We start from the raw sequence: 22757 nt of genomic DNA, 5'->3' as shown, positions 1-22757 counted from the left end.
ATAAAGTTTAAAATACAATAATAGGAACTTACGTTCGCAGATTGGTTAAGTTTAATATGGACAGAATATATATATAAAATGAAGAGGGGACAAGAGTATGATAGATAAAATAGTAATTAAGGGAGCTAGAGTACATAATCTTAAAAATGTTGATTTAGAAATTCCAAGAGATAAGTTAGTGGTATTTACAGGGCTATCAGGTTCTGGAAAATCATCTTTAGCTTTTGATACATTGTATGCAGAAGGGCAAAGAAGGTATGTAGAGTCACTATCTGCTTATGCAAGACAATTCTTAGGTCAGATGAATAAGCCTGATGTTGATTATATAGAAGGATTATCACCAGCTATATCAATAGATCAAAAGACTACAAGTAAGAATCCTAGGTCTACAGTTGGTACAATAACAGAAATATATGATTACTTAAGATTATTATATGCAAGAGTTGGAACACCATATTGTCCAAAGTGTGGTAAAGAGATAAGTCAACAATCTGTTGACCAAATTGTTGATAAAGTAATGTCTCTTGGGGATAGAACTAAGATTTTAATATTATCTCCACTTATAAGAGGTAGAAAAGGGAATCATGAAAAAGTAATAGAAACAATAAAGAAAAATGGTTTTGTCAGAGCAAGAATAGACGGAGAGATATACGATTTATCAGAAGATGAAATAAAGTTAGAGAAGAATATAAAGCATAATATAGAAGCAGTAGTAGATAGAATAATTATAAAGGATGGAATAGAGGGAAGGCTTACAGATTCTTTAGAAACAGCCTTAAAGCTAGGAGAAGGATTAGCACTTGTAAGTGTTATAGGAGATGATGATATAATATTTAGTGAAAAATTTGCTTGTCCTGATTGTGGAATAAGTATAGATGAACTAGCTCCTAGATTATTTTCTTTTAATTCACCATTTGGTAAATGTGATTATTGTGATGGTCTAGGAACTCTATATGAAATAGATCCAGATTTAGTAATACCAGATAAAAGTCTAAGTCTTATGGAGGGGGCAATTTCAAGTTGGGGAGCTGGAAGGTTAAAAGATGACTCTTGGACTTATGCAATACTTCAAGCTTTAAGTAAGGAATATGATTTTTCACTTAATACTCCAATAAAGGATTTACCTAAGGAAATAGTAGATGTAATTCTTTATGGTACTAAGGGAAAGAAACTTAATGTTACTTATACAAAGGAAGGGGTTACTGCTGAATATAATTATTCATATCCAGGAGAAATCAATAATTTAACTAAAAGATATAGTGAAACAAATTCAGATATGATGAAAAATGAAATCGAACAATATATGAGCGATAATCATTGTCCAAAGTGTAGTGGAGCAAGGTTGAAAAAAGAGGCCTTATCCGTTAAGGTTGGTGGGAAAAATATTTATGAATTTACAAGTATGCCAATTAGAGAAGAATTAGAGTTTTTAGATGGAATAGAATTCTCAGAGAAAAATAAAATTATTAGTGAGCAAATATTAAAGGAAATAAGAAGTAGATTAAATTTCCTAATAGATGTAGGATTAGATTATTTAAATTTATCAAGAAATTCAGGTACTTTATCAGGAGGAGAATCACAAAGAATCAGGTTAGCAACACAAATAGGATCATCTTTAATGGGAGTTCTTTATATTTTAGATGAACCAAGTATAGGTCTTCATCAAAGAGATAATGATAAATTAATAGCTACATTGAAAAACTTAAGGGATGTAGGTAATACTGTTATAGTTGTAGAACATGATGAAGATACAATGAGAGAAGCAGATTATATTGTAGATATTGGACCAAGAGCTGGTGAACATGGTGGGGAAATTGTTGCAGCTGGAACATTTGATGAGATAGTAAATAATGAAAAATCAATTACTGGTCAATATTTGAGTGGGAAGAAAAAAATAGATGTTCCTAAGGTAAGAAGAAAAGGAAATGGCAATAAGATTACCATTAAAGGAGCAAAAGAAAATAATTTAAAAAATATAAATGTTTCAATACCGTTAGGAACTTTAACAATGATTACAGGGGTTTCTGGATCAGGGAAGAGTACATTAGTTAATGAAATCTTATATAAAGGATTAAATAAGATTGTAAATAGAAGCAAAAATCCAGTAGGCTCACATAAAGAAATTACGGGATATGAAAATATTGATAAAATTATTGATATAGACCAAAGCCCTATAGGAAGGACTCCAAGATCAAATCCTGCTACATATACAGGAACTTTTGATATAATAAGAGAATTGTTTGCTAATACTACTGAAGCAAAAATGAGAGGATATAAGCCAGGTAGATTTTCTTTCAATGTAAAGGGGGGAAGATGTGAAGCTTGTTCAGGTGATGGAATAATAAAAATAGAAATGCAGTTCTTATCAGATGTATATGTACCTTGTGAAGTATGTAAAGGTAAGAGGTATAATAGAGAAACTTTAGAAGTAAAATATAAAGGTAAGAATATTGATGATATATTAAATATGACAGTGGAAGAAGGACTAGAGTTTTTTGAAAATTTACCAAGGATAAAGAATAAGTTACAAACATTATATGACGTAGGACTAGGGTATGTAAGATTGGGTCAACCATCTACCCAATTATCTGGAGGAGAAGCACAAAGAATAAAGTTAGCATATGAATTATCTAAAAGAAGTACAGGAAAAACATTATATATACTAGATGAGCCTACAACAGGTTTACATATAGATGATGTAAGCCGATTAGTTGAAATATTACAAAGATTGGTAGATGCAGGAAATACAGTTGTAGTTATAGAGCATAATTTAGATATGATTAAGTGTGCAGATTATATTATTGATTTGGGACCAGAGGGTGGAGATAAGGGAGGTACTTTAATTGTTCAAGGTACTCCAGAAAAGGTTGCTAAATGTGAAGAATCCTATACAGGTAAGTATCTAAAGAGGATGATATAAATCTTAAATTATTCTTAGTTAAGTATAAATATTATGGTTTTATATAACTTTTGTTGTATAATCTACTTATATATGAAAAGTTTTCGAGGTGAAGTTATGAATTTTACGAAATTATCTGCCATAGTATTTGGAATCTTTTTTATAATTTTATTATATTCTTTAATATACTCAGCATTAAAGATAATGTATAAAGATGTTAAAGGTGGCGGAAGAAGAAGACCTTCAGAATCTAGGAAAAATCATGGGTTGGAAGTAATAGAAATTAGTGAAGAAGGAAACTTAAAGAAGGGTTCAGTAATTCCAGTTAAAGGTATTATAACTATAGGGAGAAAAGAGGATAACTCTATTATATTGCAAGATTTACATGTATCAGGTAATCATGCAAAGCTAATTGTTAAGAACAATGTGTTGTTAATTGAAGATTTAAATAGTACAAATGGAACTTTCGTTAATGATAAGAAAATTAATGGAAGGGTCAAATTATTTAGCAAAGATATAGTTACAATAGGAACAACTAAGCTTAAGGTATTAGGTTAACTGGAAGAGTTAGAGGTGATTATATGAAAATGCGAAAGGATGAAAGAAAGTTACTTATACTTACTTATATTTTATGTATAGGCCTTTTTAGTAATCTAGCTATATTATCTGATCCTATAGATAAAAAAGCACTTATAATTGGTGGAGCATTGTGTTTAGTTATAGGATATTCACATTTTGTTATAAGAAGATTTTATCCAGATGGAGATAAATTTTTATTGATTTTTGCAGGAATTTTGTCTGTAATCGGAATAGCCATGTTATATAGACTAGAAACATCACTGGCTATAAAACAAATAGTTTGGTTTATAGTTGGTATTATTGTGTATATTTTGACAGTTGTAATTGTACCTAATATTAGGAGCTTTGCAAAATATAAAACTATATACCTAGTAGCAACTCTTATTTTTGCACCTATGGCCTTATTATTGGGAAAAGAATTAAATGGAGCAAAAAACTGGGTATTCTTAGGGCAATTTGGATTTCAGCCTTCAGAGTTTGGAAAGATATTTTTAGTAATATATCTGGCATCAGTTTTGAAGGATTTTGATAATACGAAAAAGGGATTTGAACATATTAAGCAGCTTATTCAGCCTGCTATAGTAGTAATGATTTTCTTAGGATGCTTAGTTTTACAGAGAGATTTAGGATCAGCATTAATATTCTTTGGAATATCAGTATCAGTATTGTATATCGCTACATCAAAGAAAAAGTATGCCTTTACATGTCTTGGTCTTTTTGCATTAGGGTCAAGTATAGCATATAAGCTGTTCCCACATGTAAGAACAAGAGTTGATATATGGAGAAATCCTTGGGCAGATCCTAATGGATATGGATATTATCAAGTAACTCAAGGATTATATTCAATATCTTCTGGAGGTATGCTTGGTTCTGGCTTAGGACAAGGATATCCAGGATTTGTTCCTGTAAAGGAAAGTGATTATATCTTTGCATCAATATGTGAGGAGTTTGGAATAATATTTGGAATAGGAATATTGATAATATTTTTCTTGCTGTTTTATAGAGCGATAAGAATAGCATTTGTAACGGATGATAAATTTTCCCAATTAGTTGCTGTTGGATTTAGTATAATGATTGCATGTCAAGCTTTAGTAATTGTAGGCGGTATATTTGCAGTTATTCCTTTAACAGGTATAACATTACCTTTTGTAAGTTATGGTGGTAGTTCTATGGTAACTATGTTCTTTACCTTAGGTTTATTACAAAAGGTTTCAGAGGAGGGCTAAAGATGAATGATTTTAAAGATAGTGTAAAAAAAGTAATGATAATATTTTTATTCTTCTTTGTAGCTCTAATATCATATATAGCGTATTTTCAAACATTTAAGGCGCCTGATATAGCAGCTGATGCTGGAAATAAAAGATTATGGGCAAAGAGAAATGAAGTTGTTAGAGGAACTATATACGATAGAGATAAAAATGCACTAACTAAGAGTGAAAGAACAGGGACTTTAACTCAATCTAGAGAATATGTATACGGAGATTTATATGTACACGCATTAGGTTATGCCAGTCAAAAGTATGATTTATCAGGTTTAGAAAAAACTTTTGATACAGAGCTAACTACATATAGTAGTGTGCAAGTTGGATTAAGAAATTTCTTTAAGGATTTAAGTTTTGAATCATTAAAAGAAGCATTTAAAGATAGAAGTAAAGAGGAAAATAAAGTAGGTAATGGAGTTATAACAACATTAGATTATGACGTTCAAAAGGCTGCCTACGATGCGTTAGGAAATAGAAAAGGGGCTGTAGTTGCTTTAGATCCTAATACTGGAGAAGTACTAGCAATGGTATCAAAACCAACATATAATCCTAACGATTTAGAAACAGTAATGAATAAAATTAATGCTGGAGAGGATTTAGGAAGCCCACTTATAAATAGGGCTACTTCAGGTAAATATCCACCTGGATCTACTTTTAAGGTTATAACAACAGCTAGTGCCCTTGAAAATATTGATGGAATAACAAAAAGAATTTTTGAAGATAAAGGAAAGATAGAGCTTGGTGGTGGTCAATCTTTATCTAACAGTCAAAATAAAGTTTATGGAAATATTGATTTAAAAAAAGCTTTCCAAGTTTCTAGTAATGTAGTGTTTGGTACTTTAGCACAAGAGTTAGGAAATAAAACTCTAAAACAAACAGCAGAAGATTTTGGATTTAATAAAGATATTCCTTCTACAGGGTTCTCAATTTCAAAAAGTGAATTCCCTACTCTAGAAAATTATGAAGTAGGTATGATAGCGCAATCAGGTATAGGTCAAAGTAGTATTGTTTCAACTCCAATACAGATGGCTCTAGTAGCAAGTACTATAGCTAATGATGGGGTAATGATGGAACCTAAGCTTGTTAATCAAGTAGTAGACTTAAATATGAATGTAGTAAAGAAGTATGGAGATAAAAAGTATGGTCAGGTACTTCCTACTAGTGATGCAAGGACAATAAAAGACTATATGGTTAATATGGTTAAAAATAACTTTGGAAATAGATCATATTTTAGTGGTATTAATGCAGCAGGTAAAACTGGAACAGCTGATCAAAGAGATAGTAATGGTAATTTACAAAAGCCTCATGCTTGGTTTATAGGTTTTGCACCAGCAGATAATCCTAAAATAGCAGTAGCTGTTATAGTTGAAAATGGAGGATATGGTTCAGAAGCAGCTGCACCAATTGCAGGGGCAGTAATGAAAGCAGCATTAAAATAGTAATTATGAGGAGAAGATTATAGAATTAATCTTCTTCTTTTTATTTATACTAGGAAAATATACAATTTTAATTTTATTATATTTTCATATTAAAAAATTAATAAGCTATAGATAAAATAAATGTTATAAATAATAATATGTAGAACACTAATATAAAAAGAGTTAGAATAAATTTAGGAGGTGGTTAAAATATTTGATTTTGAATATCAACTAAAAGTTTTGCCTGATAAGCCAGGTGTATATTTAATGAAAAATAGCTTAGGAGAAGTTATATATGTTGGTAAGGCTAAGATACTTAAAAATAGGGTGAGACAATATTTTCAAAATTCAAAAAATCACTCAGAAAAAGTTCGATCTATGGTAAAAAACATAGCTGAGTTTGAATATATAGTAACAGATACAGAGATGGAAGCCTTAATATTAGAGTGCAATCTAATAAAGAAGTATAGTCCTAAATATAACATAGCACTTAAAGATGACAAGTTTTATCCATTTATAAAGATTACAACGAATGAAGATTTTCCTAGGGTGTTTGTTACGAGAAACTTTGTGAGAGATGGAAATAAATATTTTGGGCCTTATACAAATGTAACTGCAGTATATGAGACCATTAACCTAATTAGAAAGATATTTCCTATAAGAACCTGTAAGAAGAATATTGTTGAAGGAGAGGCTCCTACAAGGCCTTGTTTGAATTATCACATAAAAAGATGTATGTCACCATGTGGTGGATATATATCAAAAGAGGATTATAATAAAATAATTGATGAAGTTTTAGATATTTTAAATGGTAAAGATAAAAGTATACTTAAGAAGTTAAAAGATGAAATGCAAGAAGCATCTATGGAGCTGAAGTTTGAGAAGGCTGCATATCTTAGAGATAAAATTTTAGCTATTGAAAATTTAGTTGAAAAGCAAAAAATGTTTAGGGTTACTGAGGGGGATGAAGATTTCATTAATTTATATAAAGATGAAAAAGACACATGTGTTCAAGTATTCTTCCTTAGAGATGGTAAGATAACTGGCAGAGAACATTTTATGTTAGAAAATACAGCTGATGAAAGTGATGAGACAATAATAAGTCAGTTTATAATTAATTTTTATTCTGGAGCAGGAAAAATTGCTAAAAATATTTATGTCCCTGTAGTAGAGGATTTAGAGCTATTAGAAGAATTTTTAACTATAAAAAGAGAATCTAAGGTTTGGATAAAGGTACCACAAAAAGGTGAAAAGAAAGATTTATTACAAATGGTTAGAGATAATGCGAAACTAACCTTGGAGCAATTCAAAGATAAAATATTAAAAGAGAAAGAAATTAATAGAGTTTCTGTAGGTGAACTTCAAGAAGTTTTAAATTTAGAAGAACCTCCTTTTAGAATTGAAGCATATGATATATCAAATATACAAGGTGTAGATTCTGTAGGAACTATGATAGTGTTTGAAGAAGGTAAAGCAAAAAGCAGTGATTATAGAAAGTTTAGAATAAAAACTGTAAAAGGTGCTAATGATTATAATAGTATGAGGGAGATATTAACAAGAAGGTTTGAGCATGGTTTAAGGGAGATAAGGGAAATTCAAGAAAGAAATTTGGATTTTTCTAAGGGAAAGTTTTCTAGTTTTCCAGATTTGATTATGATGGATGGTGGAAAAGGTCAAGTTAATGTTGCATTAGAGGTATTAAATGAATTAAATATAGATATAAATGTTTGTGGGTTAGTTAAGGATGATAAACACCAAACAAGAGGTATTATATATAATAATAAAGAAATTATAATAAATAGAAATTCTAATTTGATGCAACTAATTAGAAGGATACAAGATGAGGTCCATAGGTTTGCTATTACATATCATAGAACATTAAGAGATAAAAGAACATTACATTCAGTATTAGAAGATATACCTAATGTTGGGGAGAAGAGAAGAATTGCCTTGCTAACTAAGTTTGGAAACGTGGATAATATAAAGAAAGCAACTATAGAAGAATTATTAGAAACGCCAACAATAGATAGAAGAACTGCTGAAAGTATATATTCTTATTTCAATCAGAAGTAACATTTTATACTTAATATGATATAATAAAAAAATATAAGGTTAAGAAGTTGTAACTTGTTAAATAGTTGATATTATTTTATACTATTTAAAGATTATTTTTGAGAATACTTTTAAGGAGCGTAGTATGAATCAATATTTAAAGTATATAGATAGTTTTAAGAAGATATATGATGATTCTGAGATAAAGATAGATGAAAATATGAGCAATCATATTCATTTTAAGGTTGGTGGACCAGTGGATATATTATTGATTCCATCAAAGGTAAGCCAAGTAGTGGAAACTTTAAAAATATGTAAGAACGAAAATATTCCTTATTTTATAATAGGAAATGGTTCTAACTTGTTAGTTAAAGATGGTGGAATTAGAGGAGTAGTTATAAAATTAAGCAATTTATTATCTATAGAAGTAAATGGTAATATAATAAAGGCTAGTAGTGGTACTCTTTTAGAAGATGTATCTAAGAAGGCAGTAGAAAATTCTTTGACAGGATTTGAATTTGCATGTGGTATCCCTGGTTCTGTAGGTGGTGCTGTATTTATGAATGCTGGAGCTTATGATGGTGAAATTAAGAATGTAATAAAAGAAGCTGAAGTGTTAGATAGGGATGGAAACATAAAGGTATTATCTAAAGAAGAACTTGAACTAGGATATAGAACATCTAAAGTTATGAAGGATAATTTAGTAGTAATAAGTGCAACTTTTGAGTTGACTAAGGGAGATAAAGAAAAGATACGAGAAAGAGTTAATGAACTTACAGAAAAAAGAGAGTCTAAACAGCCTTTAGAATATCCATCAGCAGGTAGTACGTTTAAGAGACCAGAGGGATATTTTGCAGGTAAACTTATTCAAGATGCAGGATTAAAGGGAGCATCACTAGGAGGAGCTGCTGTATCTGAAAAACATTCTGGTTTTGTTATCAATAAAGATGGTGCAACAGCAGAAGATGTATTAAATTTAATAGCCCATGTTCAAAATGAAGTTAAAAAGCAATTTGGAGTGGAACTTCATACTGAAGTAAGAATAATTGGAGAAGACAAATAGAGGGAAATATAGATAAAGGGAGCCTTTGGATAGGCTCTCTTTATTTCTTTACATTTAGTATTAGTGGGAGATATTTGTTTTAATGTGACTTGGACCTTAGGATAGAACAAGGAAAATAAATATCTCCCACCTTTTTTATTTAAATGATTAAATGCAAGTGATATAATAGTTAAATAAAGGAAGGGGAGATATAAATGATTGGTGTTATTATATTTGCAATTATAGGGTTAGGTTTATTAATGTTTGGATTGAGAATTAAGGTATCTAAGAAAATAGATTCTATTTCTTCTATTAATGAAGAAAGGTTAAGAAAGATAAAAAATAGGGATAAGGTGGCAAGTGATTTTGGTAATGGGATGATTTTATTGGCAATAGCATGTTTTGTTTGTGCAGGTTTTATTTATTTTGCAGGAAGAGTTGGCTCATTTATAGGATTAATATTAATTATAATTGCTTCAACAAGATGGAGTAGTTTAAATTCTAGTATAGATGAGAAGATAAAAAGAAAAGAGTATTAATTAAAGAGTTCTATTATTAAGTATATAAAAGTAAAATGAATAAGGAAGATTTCATTTGTGGTCAATCTAGAATGTTATAAATCTATAGAGCACCTCCTTTAATATATAGTTGATACATTAAAGGGGCCTATCTTAACATTAAGTAGGAGGATTGGCTATGACAGTAGGTTGTTTAAGTGCAATACTAATTGGTTGCTCTGCGTTAGCAGTGATAGCTTACAATGTTTACGAAAAGAAATTTAAGTAGGTGAAATCTTCTTTTTGAAAGGTGTATTGGAATGACTTTCTCATTCTAATACACCTTTTGTTAAATAAATGTTTTGTGCAGTTATTATAGGTTAATACCATTTGATGTGTGATATAATAGGTGTAAATAGTAAGGTTTAGTAGGAGGTAAAGTATGAGATTTGTAATAGTTACAGGATTATCGGGAGCAGGAAAAACTGAAGCTACTAAAAGCTTAGAAGATATGGGCTATTTTTGTGTAGACAATTTACCACCAAGGCTTATTCCTAAATTTGCAGAAGCATGTAACTCTGGTAATATCGAAAAGGTGGCTTTGGTTATAGATATAAGAGGAGGCGTATTCTTTGATGATTTATTTGAATCATTAATGTATTTAAAATCTAGTGAGTTTAAATACGAAATATTATTTCTAGATGCTTCTGATGAAATTCTAGTGAAAAGATTTAAAGAAGCTAGAAGAAGCCATCCTCTAGCACCGCAAGGAAGAGTATTAACAGGTATTAGTGAAGAACGAAATAAGTTAAGGGAAGTAAAAGATAGAGCAGATATTATAATAGATACTTCAAAATACGCTATAAGAGATTTAAGAGAAAAGATAAATGAGTATTATGGAGATGTTAAATCACCAGAGAAGCAGTTATCTATAACTATATTAAGCTTTGGTTTTAAATATGGTATTCCTGTAGATTCTGACTTGGTGTTTGATGTTAGGTTTATTCCCAATCCGTTCTATATACCAGAATTAAAGAAGTATTCTGGTAGTGATGAACCAGTAAAAAAATATGTGTTAGATCAAAAAGAAACCCAAGGCTTTATTGAAAAATTAGAAGATATGTTAAGATTTTTAATACCTAATTATATAAAAGAGGGGAAAAGACAACTTATAGTATCTATTGGATGTACAGGTGGAAGACATCGTTCAGTTGCAATAGCTAATGCAATACATGAACAATTACTTAATGATAGCTTTGACTCAAGAATAGAACATAGAGATATCAGTGAAGACCTACATAAAGGAGTAAAGAAACTATGAGGTTTTCAGACTGGTTAAAGCCTGGAATTAAGGTTAAGAGATGGGTTGTATTTGGGGTATTTGGTATATTATTAATAGCCTTTGGTTTTACAGAATTAGTTACAAAGAGACTTTATGATTTTTACTATAAAATGTTTTATATATTTTTAAACTTATCAGGTTTATTTGTAATATATATTTCGGTTACAGAGGCAATGAAGTCAATAATTGTACTTGTTAATAAAGGGTATATTAAAGTTTCATTAGACAGTAAAAAAATTGAAAGTATGATTTATGAAAAAAGATTACTTGTAAGGGGTCCTAAAATTGTAGTAATTGGTGGAGGAACTGGTTTATCTACAATGTTAAGAGGACTTAAGTATTATACATCTAATATTACGGCCATTGTTACTGTAGGAGATGATGGGGGAGGCTCGGGAACATTAAGAGAAGACTTGGGAATTCTACCACCAGGAGATATAAGAAACTGTATATTAGCATTGGCAGATACAGAACCTCTTATGGAAGATTTATTGCAATATAGATTTAAAGATGGAACCTTGAAAGGACAAAGCTTTGGTAATTTATTTTTAGCTGCTATGGATGGTATATCAGATAATTTTGAAGATGCAGTTCAAAAGATGAGTTCGGTATTAGCGGTTACAGGAAAAGTTTTACCTGTAACTTTAGACGATATGCAACTTGAAGCAATACTTGAAAATGGAAATAAGGTTATAGGAGAATCACAAATTCCTGTTGAGGCATTAAATCAAAAGTCTAAAATAAAAAAGCTTATGATAAATCCAGAAAATGCAGAGCCTTTAAAGGACGCTTTAGATGCTATAAAAGAAGCAGATGCAATTGTAATAGGTCCTGGAAGCTTATATACTAGTATAATTCCTAACCTTTTAGTAAAAAAGATTAGCAATAGTGTAAGAAAGAGTGATGCTATAAAAATATATGTTTCAAATATAATGACTCAACCAGGAGAAACAGATAATTTTGATGTATCTGATCATGTTAAAATAATAAAAAAATATGGTGGTAAAGAGATCGTTGATTATGTAATAGCTAACAGTGGAGAAATATCTGAAGAAATAAAAAGTAGATATTTAGAAGAAGGTTCTACATTGGCTAAGTTAGATATAGATAAATTAAAAGATTTAAGTGTAGAAGTTATTTGTGATGATTTAATAAAAATAAAAAATGGAACTGTTAAGCATAATGCAGATAAGCTTGCAGAGATTTTAGCTGATACAATAATGGAGAAAAAGTTATTGTATGATAGAAAGAAAATTATTGAGTATATGTATTTATCACAAAGAATTAAGGATAGAGAAAAAATTAATAAGGACATTGGATTGTAAGAACTACCAAGTAAAGGTAGTTCTTTTCTTATGTCGTTTATAGTATTAATTTATGTTATAATTAAATATTATAAAATAATAGTTTTTTAGATAAAAGGAGAAATACCATATGTCATTTTCATCAAAAGTAAAAGGAGAAATTTGTAGATATGTAGATATAACGAAGTCTGAAGCATTAGCACAAATATCTGCAATTATGAAGGTAAGTGGAACTATAGGATTTAGTGGAAAAGGTATAACATTTAGAATAACTACAGAGAATCCTGGGAGTGCGAGATTAATATTTACATTATTAAAAGATAATTTTAATATACATTCTAAGTTAATGGTTAAAAAGAGTAATTCTCTAAAAAAGAATAATATATATATGGTTGTTATTGATGAAGAGATGGGTGTGAGAAATCTTCTTAAGGAAACGGGTATATTACGAGAAATTGATGGCGTTATGAGTATTAACTATAGGATAGAGGATGAAATGGTAAAGGATGATGAAGAAAGAAGAGCTTATATAAGAGGTGCTTTTATTGGCGGTGGCAGTATAAGCAATCCAGAGAAGACATATCATCTAGAATTTGTAACTCATAGCGAAGAATATGCAGTAGACTTGTCAAAACTTATAAATAGTTATGGATTAAATTCAAAAGTTATCCAAAGAAAAAATTCTTATATCATTTATATAAAAGAAGGGGAGCAAATTGTAGATTTACTTAATATAATTGGGGCTCATTCTTGTCTTCTAGAACTTGAAAACATAAGAATAATGAAGGAAATGAGAAATAACGTAAATAGATTGGTTAATTGTGAAACTGCTAATTTATCTAAGACAGTTAATGCAGCTGTAAGACAAGTGGAAAGTATAAAACTTATTCAATCACAAATAGGGTTACAAAGACTTCCTAAGAATTTAAGGGAAATTGCAGAACTAAGACTAAATTATCCTGATGAGTCTTTAAAAGAACTTGGAGAAATGTTAGATCCACCAGTTGGAAAGTCAGGAGTAAACCATAGATTAAGAAAAATTGAAAAAATAGCTGAAGAATTAAGAGCTAGTGAATAGAAAGGAAGTGAAAGTGTGGGGGAAAAGAAATTCTGCCACCTTCATCTTCATACTGAATATAGTTTATTAGATGGTTCGGGAAAGGTTTCTAAAATTATAAAGCGAGCTAAGGAATTGGGTATGGATAGAATAGCTATCACCGACCATGGAGTTATGTATGGTTGTGTGGAATTCTATAAGCAAGCTGTAGAGCAAGGTATAAAGCCTATCCTAGGATGTGAAGTATATGTTGCAAGCAAATCAATGTATATAAAGCAAGTGGATAAAGAAAATTCAACTAACCATTTAGTACTTCTTGTGAAGAATGAAGTTGGATATCAAAATTTAATGAAGATTGTTTCACAGGCATCTATAGATGGTTTTTATTACAAACCAAGAGTTGACCACGAATATCTAAAAAAGCATAGTGAGGGGATTATAGCTTTAAGTGCTTGTTTAGGTGGAGAGGTACAAAGTAATATATTAAAAGATAATTATGATAAGGCAAAAGAGATTGCATTACTATATAAGGATATATTTAAAGAGGGGTTTTATTTAGAACTTCAAAATCATGGAATGGATGAACAGAGAAAAGTAAATGAAACTAACATAAAAATATCTAAAGAGACAGGAATACCTTTAGTTGCTACAAATGATGTACATTACATAAATCAAAAGGATTCAAAATCACATGATATATTAATGTGTATTCAAACAGGTAAAACAGTAGAAGATGAAAATAGAAGACGATATCCTTCAGATCAATTTTATCTTAAATCCCCAGAAGAAATGTGGGATATGTTTTCGTACATACCAGAAGCTTTAGAGAATACTATAAAGATTGCTGAAGAGTGTAATTATGATTACAAATTTCATGAATCTAAGTTGCCAAAGTTTCCACTTCCAGAAGGAACTGATCCATATGAGTATTTAAAAGAAACATGCTATAAAGGTTTAATAGAAAGATATGATGTATTTGAAAGCTTAAGAAATAAAGAATTAAATTACCAAGATGTTAATTTAATTGTGGATAAAAGTAAAAAAGCTAAAGAATATGTGGATAGATTAGAATATGAGCTTGGTATTATTAAACAAATGGGGTATGTTGATTATTTCTTAATCGTTTGGGATTTTATAAGATTCTCTAATGAAAATGGAATACCAACAGGTCCAGGAAGAGGATCAGCAGCTGGATCTATAGTAGCATATACTCTTGGGATAACTAAAATAGACCCTATAAAATATAGCTTACTATTTGAAAGATTCTTAAACCCTGAAAGAGTAAGTATGCCAGATATAGATTCTGACTTCTGTTATGAAAGAAGACAAGAAGTTATAGACTATGTTGTAGAAAAGTATGGAGTAGATAATGTTTCGCAGATTATAACATTTGGAACAATGGCACCAAGAGCATGTATAAGAGATGTAGGAAGAGCAATGAATTATCCTTATGCAGAAGTAGATAAAATATCTAAAATGATTCCTACTATGCTTGGAATTACAATAGATAAAGCATTAGAGTTAAACCCAGAGCTTAAGAATGAATATGACACTAATGATAGGGTAAGAGCTCTTATAGATGTTAGTAAAGACTTAGAAGGACTTCCAAGGCACTCTTCAACTCATGCAGCTGGTGTAGTAATTGCATCAAAGCCATTAGTTGAATATGTACCACTACAAAAGAATGAGGAAATGATAGTAACTCAGTTTGGTATGACAACTTTAGAAGAATTGGGGCTATTAAAAATGGATTTCCTTGGGCTTAGAACATTAACTGTAATGAATGATGCAGTAAAGATGATAAAAGAGAACCAAGGGGTAGATATTGATTTAGATAAAATAAATTTTGAAGATGAAAAAGTTTATAAGATGCTTGGTGAAGGGAAAACAGCAGGTGTATTCCAGTTAGAATCAGCAGGTATGACTTCATTTATGAAGGAATTAAAACCAGATAGTTTAGAGGATATAATTGCGGGAATTTCGTTATATAGACCAGGTCCAATGTCAGAAATACCAAGATATGTTGAGTGTAAGAATAATCCTGATAAAGTTAATTATATAGTGCCAGAACTTGAAGATATATTAGATGTTACATATGGAGTAATGGTATATCAAGAACAAGTTATGGAGATAGTTAGAAAGCTTGGCGGATATTCTATGGGTAGAAGTGATATGGTTAGAAGAGCCATGTCTAAGAAGAAACATAAGGTAATGGAAGAGGAAAGAAAGAACTTTATATATGGAATAACAGATGAAAATGGTCATGTTGAAGTTCCAGGCTGTGTTAGAAATGGAATTAGTGAAGAAGCAGGTAATAAGATTTTTGATACAATGATGGATTTTGCATCTTATGCATTTAATAAGAGTCATGCTGCTGCTTATGCTGTAGTAGGATATCAAACGGCTTATTTAATGAGATATTATCCAGTTGAAACTATAGCAGCCATGCTTAATTCTGTTATGGGTACAGCAGAAAAAGTATCTAATTATATAAAGTTTGCAGAAAGTCAAGGAATTCAAGTTTTACCACCAGACATAAATGAGAGCTATTCAAAGTTTACTGTTAAAGGTGATAGTATTAGATTTGGCTTAGCAGCTATTAAGAATGTAGGGTGGAACGTTGTAGAAAGTATAGTTAAATCAAGAAAAGAAAAAGGAAAATTCACATCCTTAGAAGATTTAATAGATAAAATTGATCTTACAGCAGTTAATAAAAGAGCTATAGAAAGCTTAATTAAAGCAGGTGCATTAGATGGATTTAAAGTATTTAGATCAAGACTATTGGCTGTATTTGAAAAAGTTATGGATGGTGCATCTAATGAAAGAAAGAGAAATATTGATGGTCAAATGAGTCTTTTTGGCTTAGCTGAGGACGCTATTGATATTCCAAAGATTGTTTTTCCAAATATAAAAGAGTTTGATAAAAGACATATTCTTTTGATGGAGAAGGAGATGACAGGCTTATATTTATCAGGTCATCCATTAGATGAATATAAACAAAGCTTAAAGTTACAGACATCAACTACCATTGAAACTATAGAAAAATCATATGAAATATTCTTAGAGAGTATAAATGCCGAGTTAGATGAAAGCATGATTAGTGAAGAACCTATAATTAATGATAATGATACAGTAATAGTTGGTGGTATACTAACAGAAGTTAATCAAAAAGTAACAAGAAACAACACCATGATGGCTTTCTTAAAGTTGGAGGATTTAACTGGTACTATAGAAGTAATAGTGTTCCCTAAAGCTCTAGATAGACTTAGAGATATAATAAAAGAGGATACCTTAGTAAAATTAAAAGGTAGAGTAAGTATAAAGGAAGATGAGTTACCTAAAATTATATGTGAAAACATAGAGGGATTAGAAAAAATTAATGGTAACAAACTTTATATAAGAGTTAAGGATAAAGGGGCAATAAGAGAAGCTAGTAATGTTATAAAAAATATCATAGGAGATTACTTGGGAAATACTCCTATATATTTATTTGATGCAGAAAAAAGGCAAAATTATAGATTATCTAAAGATAAATGGATAAATGAAGATGATGAAGTTATAGAAAATTTAAAAAATCACTTCGGAGAAGAAAATGTTAAACTTATAGAAGGATAGTCTAAAAAGCTGTATTAGCATTAAAATTTTGTGCTAATATGGCTTTTTTTTAATGTTAAAGTATAATATAAAGATAAAATGTTAAAAAAGTAATAATAAAAGTAGTGGATTTATAATTAAATGTTGAAAATTTATAGTGATATTAACAAAAATGTAAATGAAAAATATTACAAAAATCAAATCGTGAAATATTTTAAAAAGGTTTATAAATTAAGCTTTGCTAGGGTATAATAGTATTGTAAATTTAGATAAAACGACAAAATTCTATAAACTAAGTATGAAAAGTTGAGTTAATTGCATTGATAAAAAGACAAAACTTTTGTACAATTAAATACGGTCATTAATATGTGGTTAAATTTAGTATGTGTGGGACTTAAGCAGTCCCGGTGGTGTGTAAGGAGGAACAAATATGAAGAAGATAGCTATTTTAACAAGTGGTGGCGATGCACCAGGCATGAATGCTGCTATAAGAGCCGTAGTAAGAACAGCGTTAGCTAACGGATTAGAAGTAATGGGAGTTCAAAGAGGATATGCAGGGTTAATAAATGGTGAGTTATTCAACATGAATAGAACCTCTGTATCAGATATAATCCAAAGAGGTGGTACAATCCTTAGAACAGCAAGATGTGCAGAGTTTAAACAAGAAGAGGTTAGAAAAAAGGCTGTTAAGATACTTCAAGCTTATGGAGTAGATGCTTTGGTAGTAATTGGAGGAGATGGATCTTTTACAGGAGCCAAGCTTTTATCTAAGTTAGGAGTAAAAACAGTAGGATTACCAGGAACAATAGACAACGATTTAGCTTACACAGATTATACAATAGGATTTGACACAGCATTAAACACAGTATTAGACGCAATAAATAAAATAAGAGATACGTCCACTTCTCATGAAAGAGTTTCAATAGTAGAAGTAATGGGAAGACATTGTGGAGACCTTGCATTATATGCAGGACTTGCAGGAGGAGCAGAAGCTATAGTTGTTCCAGAAAAAGATTTCGATAAAAATGAATTATGCAGAACAATTCTTGAAGGAAAAGCTAATGGGAAAATGCACAACTTAGTACTTTTAGCAGAAGGAATAGGTGGAGCTTTTGAATTAGCAAAAGAAGTAGAAGATGTTACTGGAATAGAAACAAGAGCTACTATTTTAGGACATATTCAAAGAGGTGGAAGCCCAAGTGCTTATGATAGAGTTTTAGCATCAAAAATGGGTGCGAAAGCTGTAGAGGTACTAATGGAAGGGAAGACTTCAAGAGTTATTGGTATAAGAAATAACGAAATAATCGATGACGATATAGACGAAGCATTAGCAATAGAAAGAAAGTTTGACGAAAAGTTATACGATATTGCAGAAGTCTTATCAAAATAATTAGTTAATATTTTATATTTTAATATTAATAGAGGAAAAAATATTAAAGAGGAGTGTTATTTACATGAGAAAAACTAAAATGGTATGTACTATAGGACCAGCTAGTGAAAACGAAGAGGTATTATCGAAGATTATAGAAGCAGGTATGAATGCTTCAAGACATAACTTCTCACATGGAGATCATGAAGAACATGCTGGAAGAATTAATAAAGTTAAAGAATTAGCTAAGAAGTACAATAAGGAAATTGCTATTATTTTAGATACAAAAGGACCTGAAATAAGAACAGGTAAGTTTGAACCAAACAAAGTTGAATTACAATTAGGTACAGACTTTACTATATATGCAGGTGAAGAAGTTATTGGAGATACAACAAAGTGCTCAGTAACTTATGCAGGATTAGCTAACGATGTTAAAGCAGGAGACACTATTCTTATAGATGATGGTTTAGTTGGATTAACTGTTAAGTCTGTAGAAGGAAATAAGGTTCACTGTGTTGTTAACAATACTGGATTAGTTGGAACTCATAAGGGAGTTAATGTTCCTGGAGTATCAATTAAGCTACCAGCTTTAACTGCTAAAGATGAAGCAGACTTAAAGTTCGGTTGTGAAATTGGAGTAACAATGATTGCTGCATCTTTCATCAGAAAAGCTGCTGACGTTGTTGCAATAAGAGAGTTATTAAACAAAAATGGTGGAGAACACATCATGATCTGTTCAAAGATCGAAAACCAAGAAGGTGTAGATAACATTGATTCAATCTTAGAAGTTTCTGATGCAATAATGGTTGCTAGAGGAGACCTAGGTGTTGAAATTCCAATAGAAAAAGTACCTGCAGTTCAAAAGATGATTATTGAAAAGTGTAATGCAGTAGGTAAGCCAGTAATAACTGCAACTCAAATGCTAGATTCAATGATTAGAAACCCAAGACCAACAAGAGCAGAAGTTTCAGACGTAGCTAATGCTATTTTAGATGGTACAGATGCTATAATGTTATCAGGAGAAAGTGCTAACGGTACTTACCCAGTAGAAGCTGTTCAAACAATGTCTAGAATTGCTACAGAAACAGAAAAGCAATTAGATTATGAAATAGCTGTATCACAAGCTAAGAAACATATACCAGCTATTGGAGGGGTTATTTCAAGAGCTGCATGTAATGCTGCAAATGAATTACAAGCATCAGCTATAATTTCTTCAACTCAAAGTGGTGCAACTGCTAGAAGAATTTCTCAATGTAGACCAGAATGTCCAATTATTGCTGTAACACCATGTGAAAAGGTTGCTAAGTCATTAGCATTCTCATGGGGAGTATATCCAATAGTTGCTGATAGAGTAGAATCTACAGATGAAATGATGGATAAGTCAGTTGAAATAGCTGAAAAGAATGGATTCGTTAATAAGGGTGAAACAGTAGTTATAGCTGCTGGAGTTCCAGTTGATAAGGTTGGAGCTACTAACTTAATGAAGATAAGCGTAGTAGAATAATATATAAAATAGAGCATTGAAATTATCAATGCTCTATTTTTTTAACTTCTAGAAAAGCATAAAATTTTAATTAGTTATAAATCAAAGGTATTATTATTTTTTAATACAAATAGTTAATATTAACAAAAAGTTTACAAATAGCCATCCATATATTAGGATATAATGTATAATATCAGCATAAGTTAGGCATAATTGAAATATGGAATTAAATGGCAACTGATTCTGTATCTGCACCCGAAAGGGTGCTTTTTTTATTTTTTAGGAAACTATAGCTTCAATTAAATTATGGATAACTTCAGTATTTTGATGTTACTAAAGCTTATTAGTTCCTAAAGGATAAAAATAAAATATATGTACATGCGAGATTTTTCACAGGCAAGCTTTGCAAATGTATATGGGCGAAAAAAATCGATTGATATATAGTCTACTTGAAGCTTGCGACTGAACGAGCAAAATAAATATCCCAACATTTTTATATAAATCTTCTTAATATCTTTGCTTATTAAAATTCTAATCTAGTTGTTTTATTTTAAAAAGGTATTATTTTTGTAGATTAGTTCTTTAATAAAAGTGTAAAGAAATATGAATATGAGCAGGAGGTTGTATACTTATAGTCAATACAAAAGGGGTTGCAATATTTTATCCATAGCAAAAGAATAGATATATGAAAAAATATAAGTTCTTAAGAAGTTATAGTAAAAATGCGGTGTTGAATGGATTTTTTGGCTAATGAACTATTAGCCCCCCAATATATAAATATATAAATATATAAAGAAATAAATGTGCATAGTAAAGATGAGTAGATGAATAAATTTTTATTTAATAAATTCTAAAAGAAATCTATTTGCCATAATACTGATAGAATAAACGTTTTATAGATAAGCATATGAAAAAATAAATAAATTCTTATATAAAAGAGCATACTATTCTATAGCATAAATGAAATTTATTTTATTTGGAGGAGATTATTATGACAAGATTAAGTTGTACAGCCAGGACTTGTGTTCATAATGAAGGAGGTTTGTGTGAAGCAGAAAATATATTAGTAGAAGGAACTGATGCAAATACTAGCACAGAAACATTTTGTAGTAGCTTTAGAGAAGATTCAATAGGTGAACAATTTACAGCAGCAGTTACAAATACTAATTATATGGGAGAGCTTATGCAAATTTTTTCTTCAAATGATGAGATAAAAATGAGTCCTAATGTAGGGTGTCATGCTATTCGTTGTTTTTACAATGGAAATGGAAAGTGTGAAGCTTTAGATATAGCAATAAGAGGAGATAAAGCTTCAGAACCAAGAGAAACCTTATGTGAAACATTTGTTGAATAATAAAGGACTTGAGCTATTATTATATGATATAATTTATTGGAATTAGGTAAACGAAAGGTGATTTTTGTGGTTGAAAAGAATAAAGAATATGTTTTAGATATAGTAGCTCAAGGATATGAAGGAGAAGGGATAGCAAAGATAGATAGTTATCCAATATTTATTTCGGGAGCACTTACTGGAGAAAAGGTTAGAGTTAAGATAATTAAAGTTAAAAAAAATTATGCTTATGGAAAAATAGAAGAAATAATAGCACCATCATTAGAGAGAGAAGTGGAGAAGTGTACATATTACAAAAGATGTGGTGGATGTTCTATACAGCACATGAGTTATAAAAAACAATTAGATTTTAAGTGGGAAAGAGTTAAAGATTGTATAAGTAAGATTGGTGGTTTATCAGAAGATATAGTAAGTTATCCTTTAGGGATGGATACTAATCCATATAGATATAGAAATAAAGTACAACTACCAATTGGAAAAGTAAATGGTGAGGTTGTAGTTGGATTTTATGCACCGAGAAGTCACAATATTATAGATATAGATACTTGTTTAATTCAAGATGAGGTAGCTGATAAAGTAGCAACATTAACAAAGCAATGGATAAAAAAGTATAACTTAGAGCCAGTAACTATAGATGGAGAGTTCAATCCTAATGGCATATTAAGACATATCATGATTAGGAGAGGATTTAAAACTAAAGAGGTTATGGTTGTTTTAGTTACAACTAAAAAAGACATACCTCATATAGAGGAATTTAAGAGGTTAATTATTGAAAATATTAAAGAAATAAAGAGTATTGTTTTAAATATAAATAGTAAGAATACAAATGTAATATTAGGTACAGAGTGTATAAATTTATATGGGGCAGATACAATTCAGGATTACATAGGAGACTTTAAGTTTAATATATCTCCTTTATCATTCTTTCAGGTCAATCCAATACAAACTGAAGTGCTATATAACAAAACACTTGAATTTGCAAATTTAAGCGGTGAAGAGGTTGTATTTGATGCATATTGTGGTACAGGAACAATAACTTTATTTTTATCGCAAAAAGCAAAGATGGTTTATGGGGTTGAAATAATAGAGCCAGCTATAGTTAATGCTAAAGAAAATGCAAAGTTAAATAGTGTAAATAATGCAGAATTTTTTGTGGGGAAATCAGAGGAGGTTATTCCAGAGTTAATTAGTAAAGGAATTAAAGCTGATGTAATAGTTGTTGACCCACCAAGAAAAGGATGCGATATAAAATTACTAGAAGCTATTGGTAAGACTAGACCAGAGAGGGTTGTTTATGTATCTTGTGATCCAAGTACTTTAGGAAGAGATTTAAAGATATTAGAGGAGCAAGGATATAAGACTATTGAAGTACAGCCTGTAGATATGTTTCCACAAACAGCTCATATTGAGAACGTAGCTTTACTTGTCAAGGACTGTTAAGGACGAAGAGAAGTATATAGCACGTTCCATGCAAGGTATGCCAAAGAACGAAGAGATTTGTATTGCAT

Annotated in this window: 15 protein-coding genes; all 15 read left to right on the top strand. The window is 30.4% G+C overall.

Annotated elements, in window-relative coordinates; all coding sequences use genetic code 11:
• The first annotated feature begins 97 nt into the window (after window positions 1-97).
• The 15 genes from uvrA (at window position 98) to rlmD (ending at window position 22689) form a co-directional block, all read left to right on the top strand.
• Complete coding sequence (gene uvrA, locus G594_RS0103360) at window positions 98-2920, top strand: excinuclease ABC subunit UvrA (protein ID WP_027097268.1); 2823 nt, start codon at window positions 98-100, stop codon at window positions 2918-2920.
• A gap of 96 nt (window positions 2921-3016) precedes the next feature.
• A complete protein-coding gene (locus G594_RS0103355) occupies window positions 3017-3457 on the top strand; it encodes an FHA domain-containing protein (protein WP_027097267.1) in 441 nt (146 codons plus the stop codon).
• Window positions 3458-3480: 23 nt separating this feature from the next.
• A complete protein-coding gene (locus G594_RS0103350; protein WP_027097266.1) occupies window positions 3481-4704 on the top strand; it encodes an FtsW/RodA/SpoVE family cell cycle protein in 1224 nt (407 codons plus the stop codon).
• Between the two features lie 2 nt (window positions 4705-4706).
• Window positions 4707-6179: a peptidoglycan D,D-transpeptidase FtsI family protein gene (locus tag G594_RS0103345; RefSeq protein ID WP_027097265.1), complete on the top strand. Its 1473-nt coding sequence runs from the start codon at window positions 4707-4709 to the stop codon at window positions 6177-6179.
• Window positions 6180-6368: 189 nt separating this feature from the next.
• Window positions 6369-8231, top strand: a complete 1863-nt coding sequence (uvrC, locus tag G594_RS0103340) for an excinuclease ABC subunit UvrC (protein WP_027097264.1) — start codon at window positions 6369-6371, stop codon at window positions 8229-8231.
• Between the two features lie 124 nt (window positions 8232-8355).
• Window positions 8356-9273, top strand: coding sequence for a UDP-N-acetylmuramate dehydrogenase (murB, locus tag G594_RS0103335; RefSeq protein ID WP_027097263.1), 918 nt, complete (start codon window positions 8356-8358; stop codon window positions 9271-9273).
• A 194-nt stretch (window positions 9274-9467) separates the two neighbouring features.
• The gene (locus G594_RS0103330) at window positions 9468-9791 is read left to right on the top strand and encodes a hypothetical protein (RefSeq protein WP_027097262.1); all 324 of its coding nucleotides are present in this window, start codon (window positions 9468-9470) and stop codon (window positions 9789-9791) included.
• 400 nt (window positions 9792-10191) lie between these two features.
• On the top strand, window positions 10192-11070 hold the full coding sequence (gene rapZ / locus G594_RS0103320) for an RNase adapter RapZ (protein ID WP_027097261.1): 879 nt from the start codon (window positions 10192-10194) through the stop codon (window positions 11068-11070).
• A complete protein-coding gene (locus G594_RS0103315; RefSeq protein ID WP_027097260.1) occupies window positions 11067-12416 on the top strand; it encodes a gluconeogenesis factor YvcK family protein in 1350 nt (449 codons plus the stop codon). Before rapZ ends, G594_RS0103315 begins: the two co-directional genes overlap by 4 nt.
• A gap of 109 nt (window positions 12417-12525) precedes the next feature.
• A complete protein-coding gene (gene whiA / locus G594_RS0103310) occupies window positions 12526-13473 on the top strand; it encodes a DNA-binding protein WhiA (protein ID WP_027097259.1) in 948 nt (315 codons plus the stop codon).
• A 15-nt stretch (window positions 13474-13488) separates the two neighbouring features.
• Window positions 13489-17067 carry a DNA polymerase III subunit alpha gene (locus tag G594_RS0103305; protein ID WP_027097258.1) on the top strand — a complete coding sequence of 1193 codons (3579 nt, stop codon included), beginning with the start codon at window positions 13489-13491 and terminating at the stop codon, window positions 17065-17067.
• A gap of 409 nt (window positions 17068-17476) precedes the next feature.
• Window positions 17477-18436: a 6-phosphofructokinase gene (gene pfkA, locus G594_RS0103300; protein ID WP_027097257.1), complete on the top strand. Its 960-nt coding sequence runs from the start codon at window positions 17477-17479 to the stop codon at window positions 18434-18436.
• A 64-nt stretch (window positions 18437-18500) separates the two neighbouring features.
• Complete coding sequence (gene pyk / locus G594_RS0103295; RefSeq protein WP_027097256.1) at window positions 18501-19919, top strand: pyruvate kinase; 1419 nt, start codon at window positions 18501-18503, stop codon at window positions 19917-19919.
• Window positions 19920-20889: 970 nt separating this feature from the next.
• Window positions 20890-21252 carry a DUF1540 domain-containing protein gene (locus G594_RS0103290; protein ID WP_027097255.1) on the top strand — a complete coding sequence of 121 codons (363 nt, stop codon included), beginning with the start codon at window positions 20890-20892 and terminating at the stop codon, window positions 21250-21252.
• Window positions 21253-21318: 66 nt separating this feature from the next.
• Complete coding sequence (rlmD, locus tag G594_RS0103285; protein ID WP_027097254.1) at window positions 21319-22689, top strand: 23S rRNA (uracil(1939)-C(5))-methyltransferase RlmD; 1371 nt, start codon at window positions 21319-21321, stop codon at window positions 22687-22689.
• Window positions 22690-22757: the final 68 nt, after the last annotated feature.

This window comes from Clostridium paraputrificum AGR2156, from assembly GCF_000424025.1.
GTDB classification, from domain to species: Bacteria; Bacillota; Clostridia; order Clostridiales; family Clostridiaceae; genus Clostridium; species Clostridium paraputrificum.
Note: the sequence above shows the minus strand (reverse complement) of the source record. Positions and strands in the feature narration are given on the sequence as shown.

Bases quoted from the DNA above. Each gene is read 5' to 3' on its own strand.
- G594_RS0103330 (WP_027097262.1), top strand. From the start codon at position 9,468: ATGATTGGTGTTATTATATTTGCAATTATAGGGTTAGGTTTATTAATG.
- whiA (WP_027097259.1), top strand. From the start codon at position 12,526: ATGTCATTTTCATCAAAAGTAAAAGGAGAAATTTGTAGATATGTAGAT.
- G594_RS0103290 (WP_027097255.1), top strand. From the start codon at position 20,890: ATGACAAGATTAAGTTGTACAGCCAGGACTTGTGTTCATAATGAAGGA.
- G594_RS0103315 (WP_027097260.1), top strand. From the start codon at position 11,067: ATGAGGTTTTCAGACTGGTTAAAGCCTGGAATTAAGGTTAAGAGATGG.
- pfkA (WP_027097257.1), top strand. From the start codon at position 17,477: ATGAAGAAGATAGCTATTTTAACAAGTGGTGGCGATGCACCAGGCATG.
- G594_RS0103355 (WP_027097267.1), top strand. From the start codon at position 3,017: ATGAATTTTACGAAATTATCTGCCATAGTATTTGGAATCTTTTTTATA.
- uvrA (WP_027097268.1), top strand. From the start codon at position 98: ATGATAGATAAAATAGTAATTAAGGGAGCTAGAGTACATAATCTTAAA.
- G594_RS0103345 (WP_027097265.1), top strand. From the start codon at position 4,707: ATGAATGATTTTAAAGATAGTGTAAAAAAAGTAATGATAATATTTTTA.
- rapZ (WP_027097261.1), top strand. From the start codon at position 10,192: ATGAGATTTGTAATAGTTACAGGATTATCGGGAGCAGGAAAAACTGAA.
- G594_RS0103350 (WP_027097266.1), top strand. From the start codon at position 3,481: ATGAAAATGCGAAAGGATGAAAGAAAGTTACTTATACTTACTTATATT.
- murB (WP_027097263.1), top strand. From the start codon at position 8,356: ATGAATCAATATTTAAAGTATATAGATAGTTTTAAGAAGATATATGAT.
- pyk (WP_027097256.1), top strand. From the start codon at position 18,501: ATGAGAAAAACTAAAATGGTATGTACTATAGGACCAGCTAGTGAAAAC.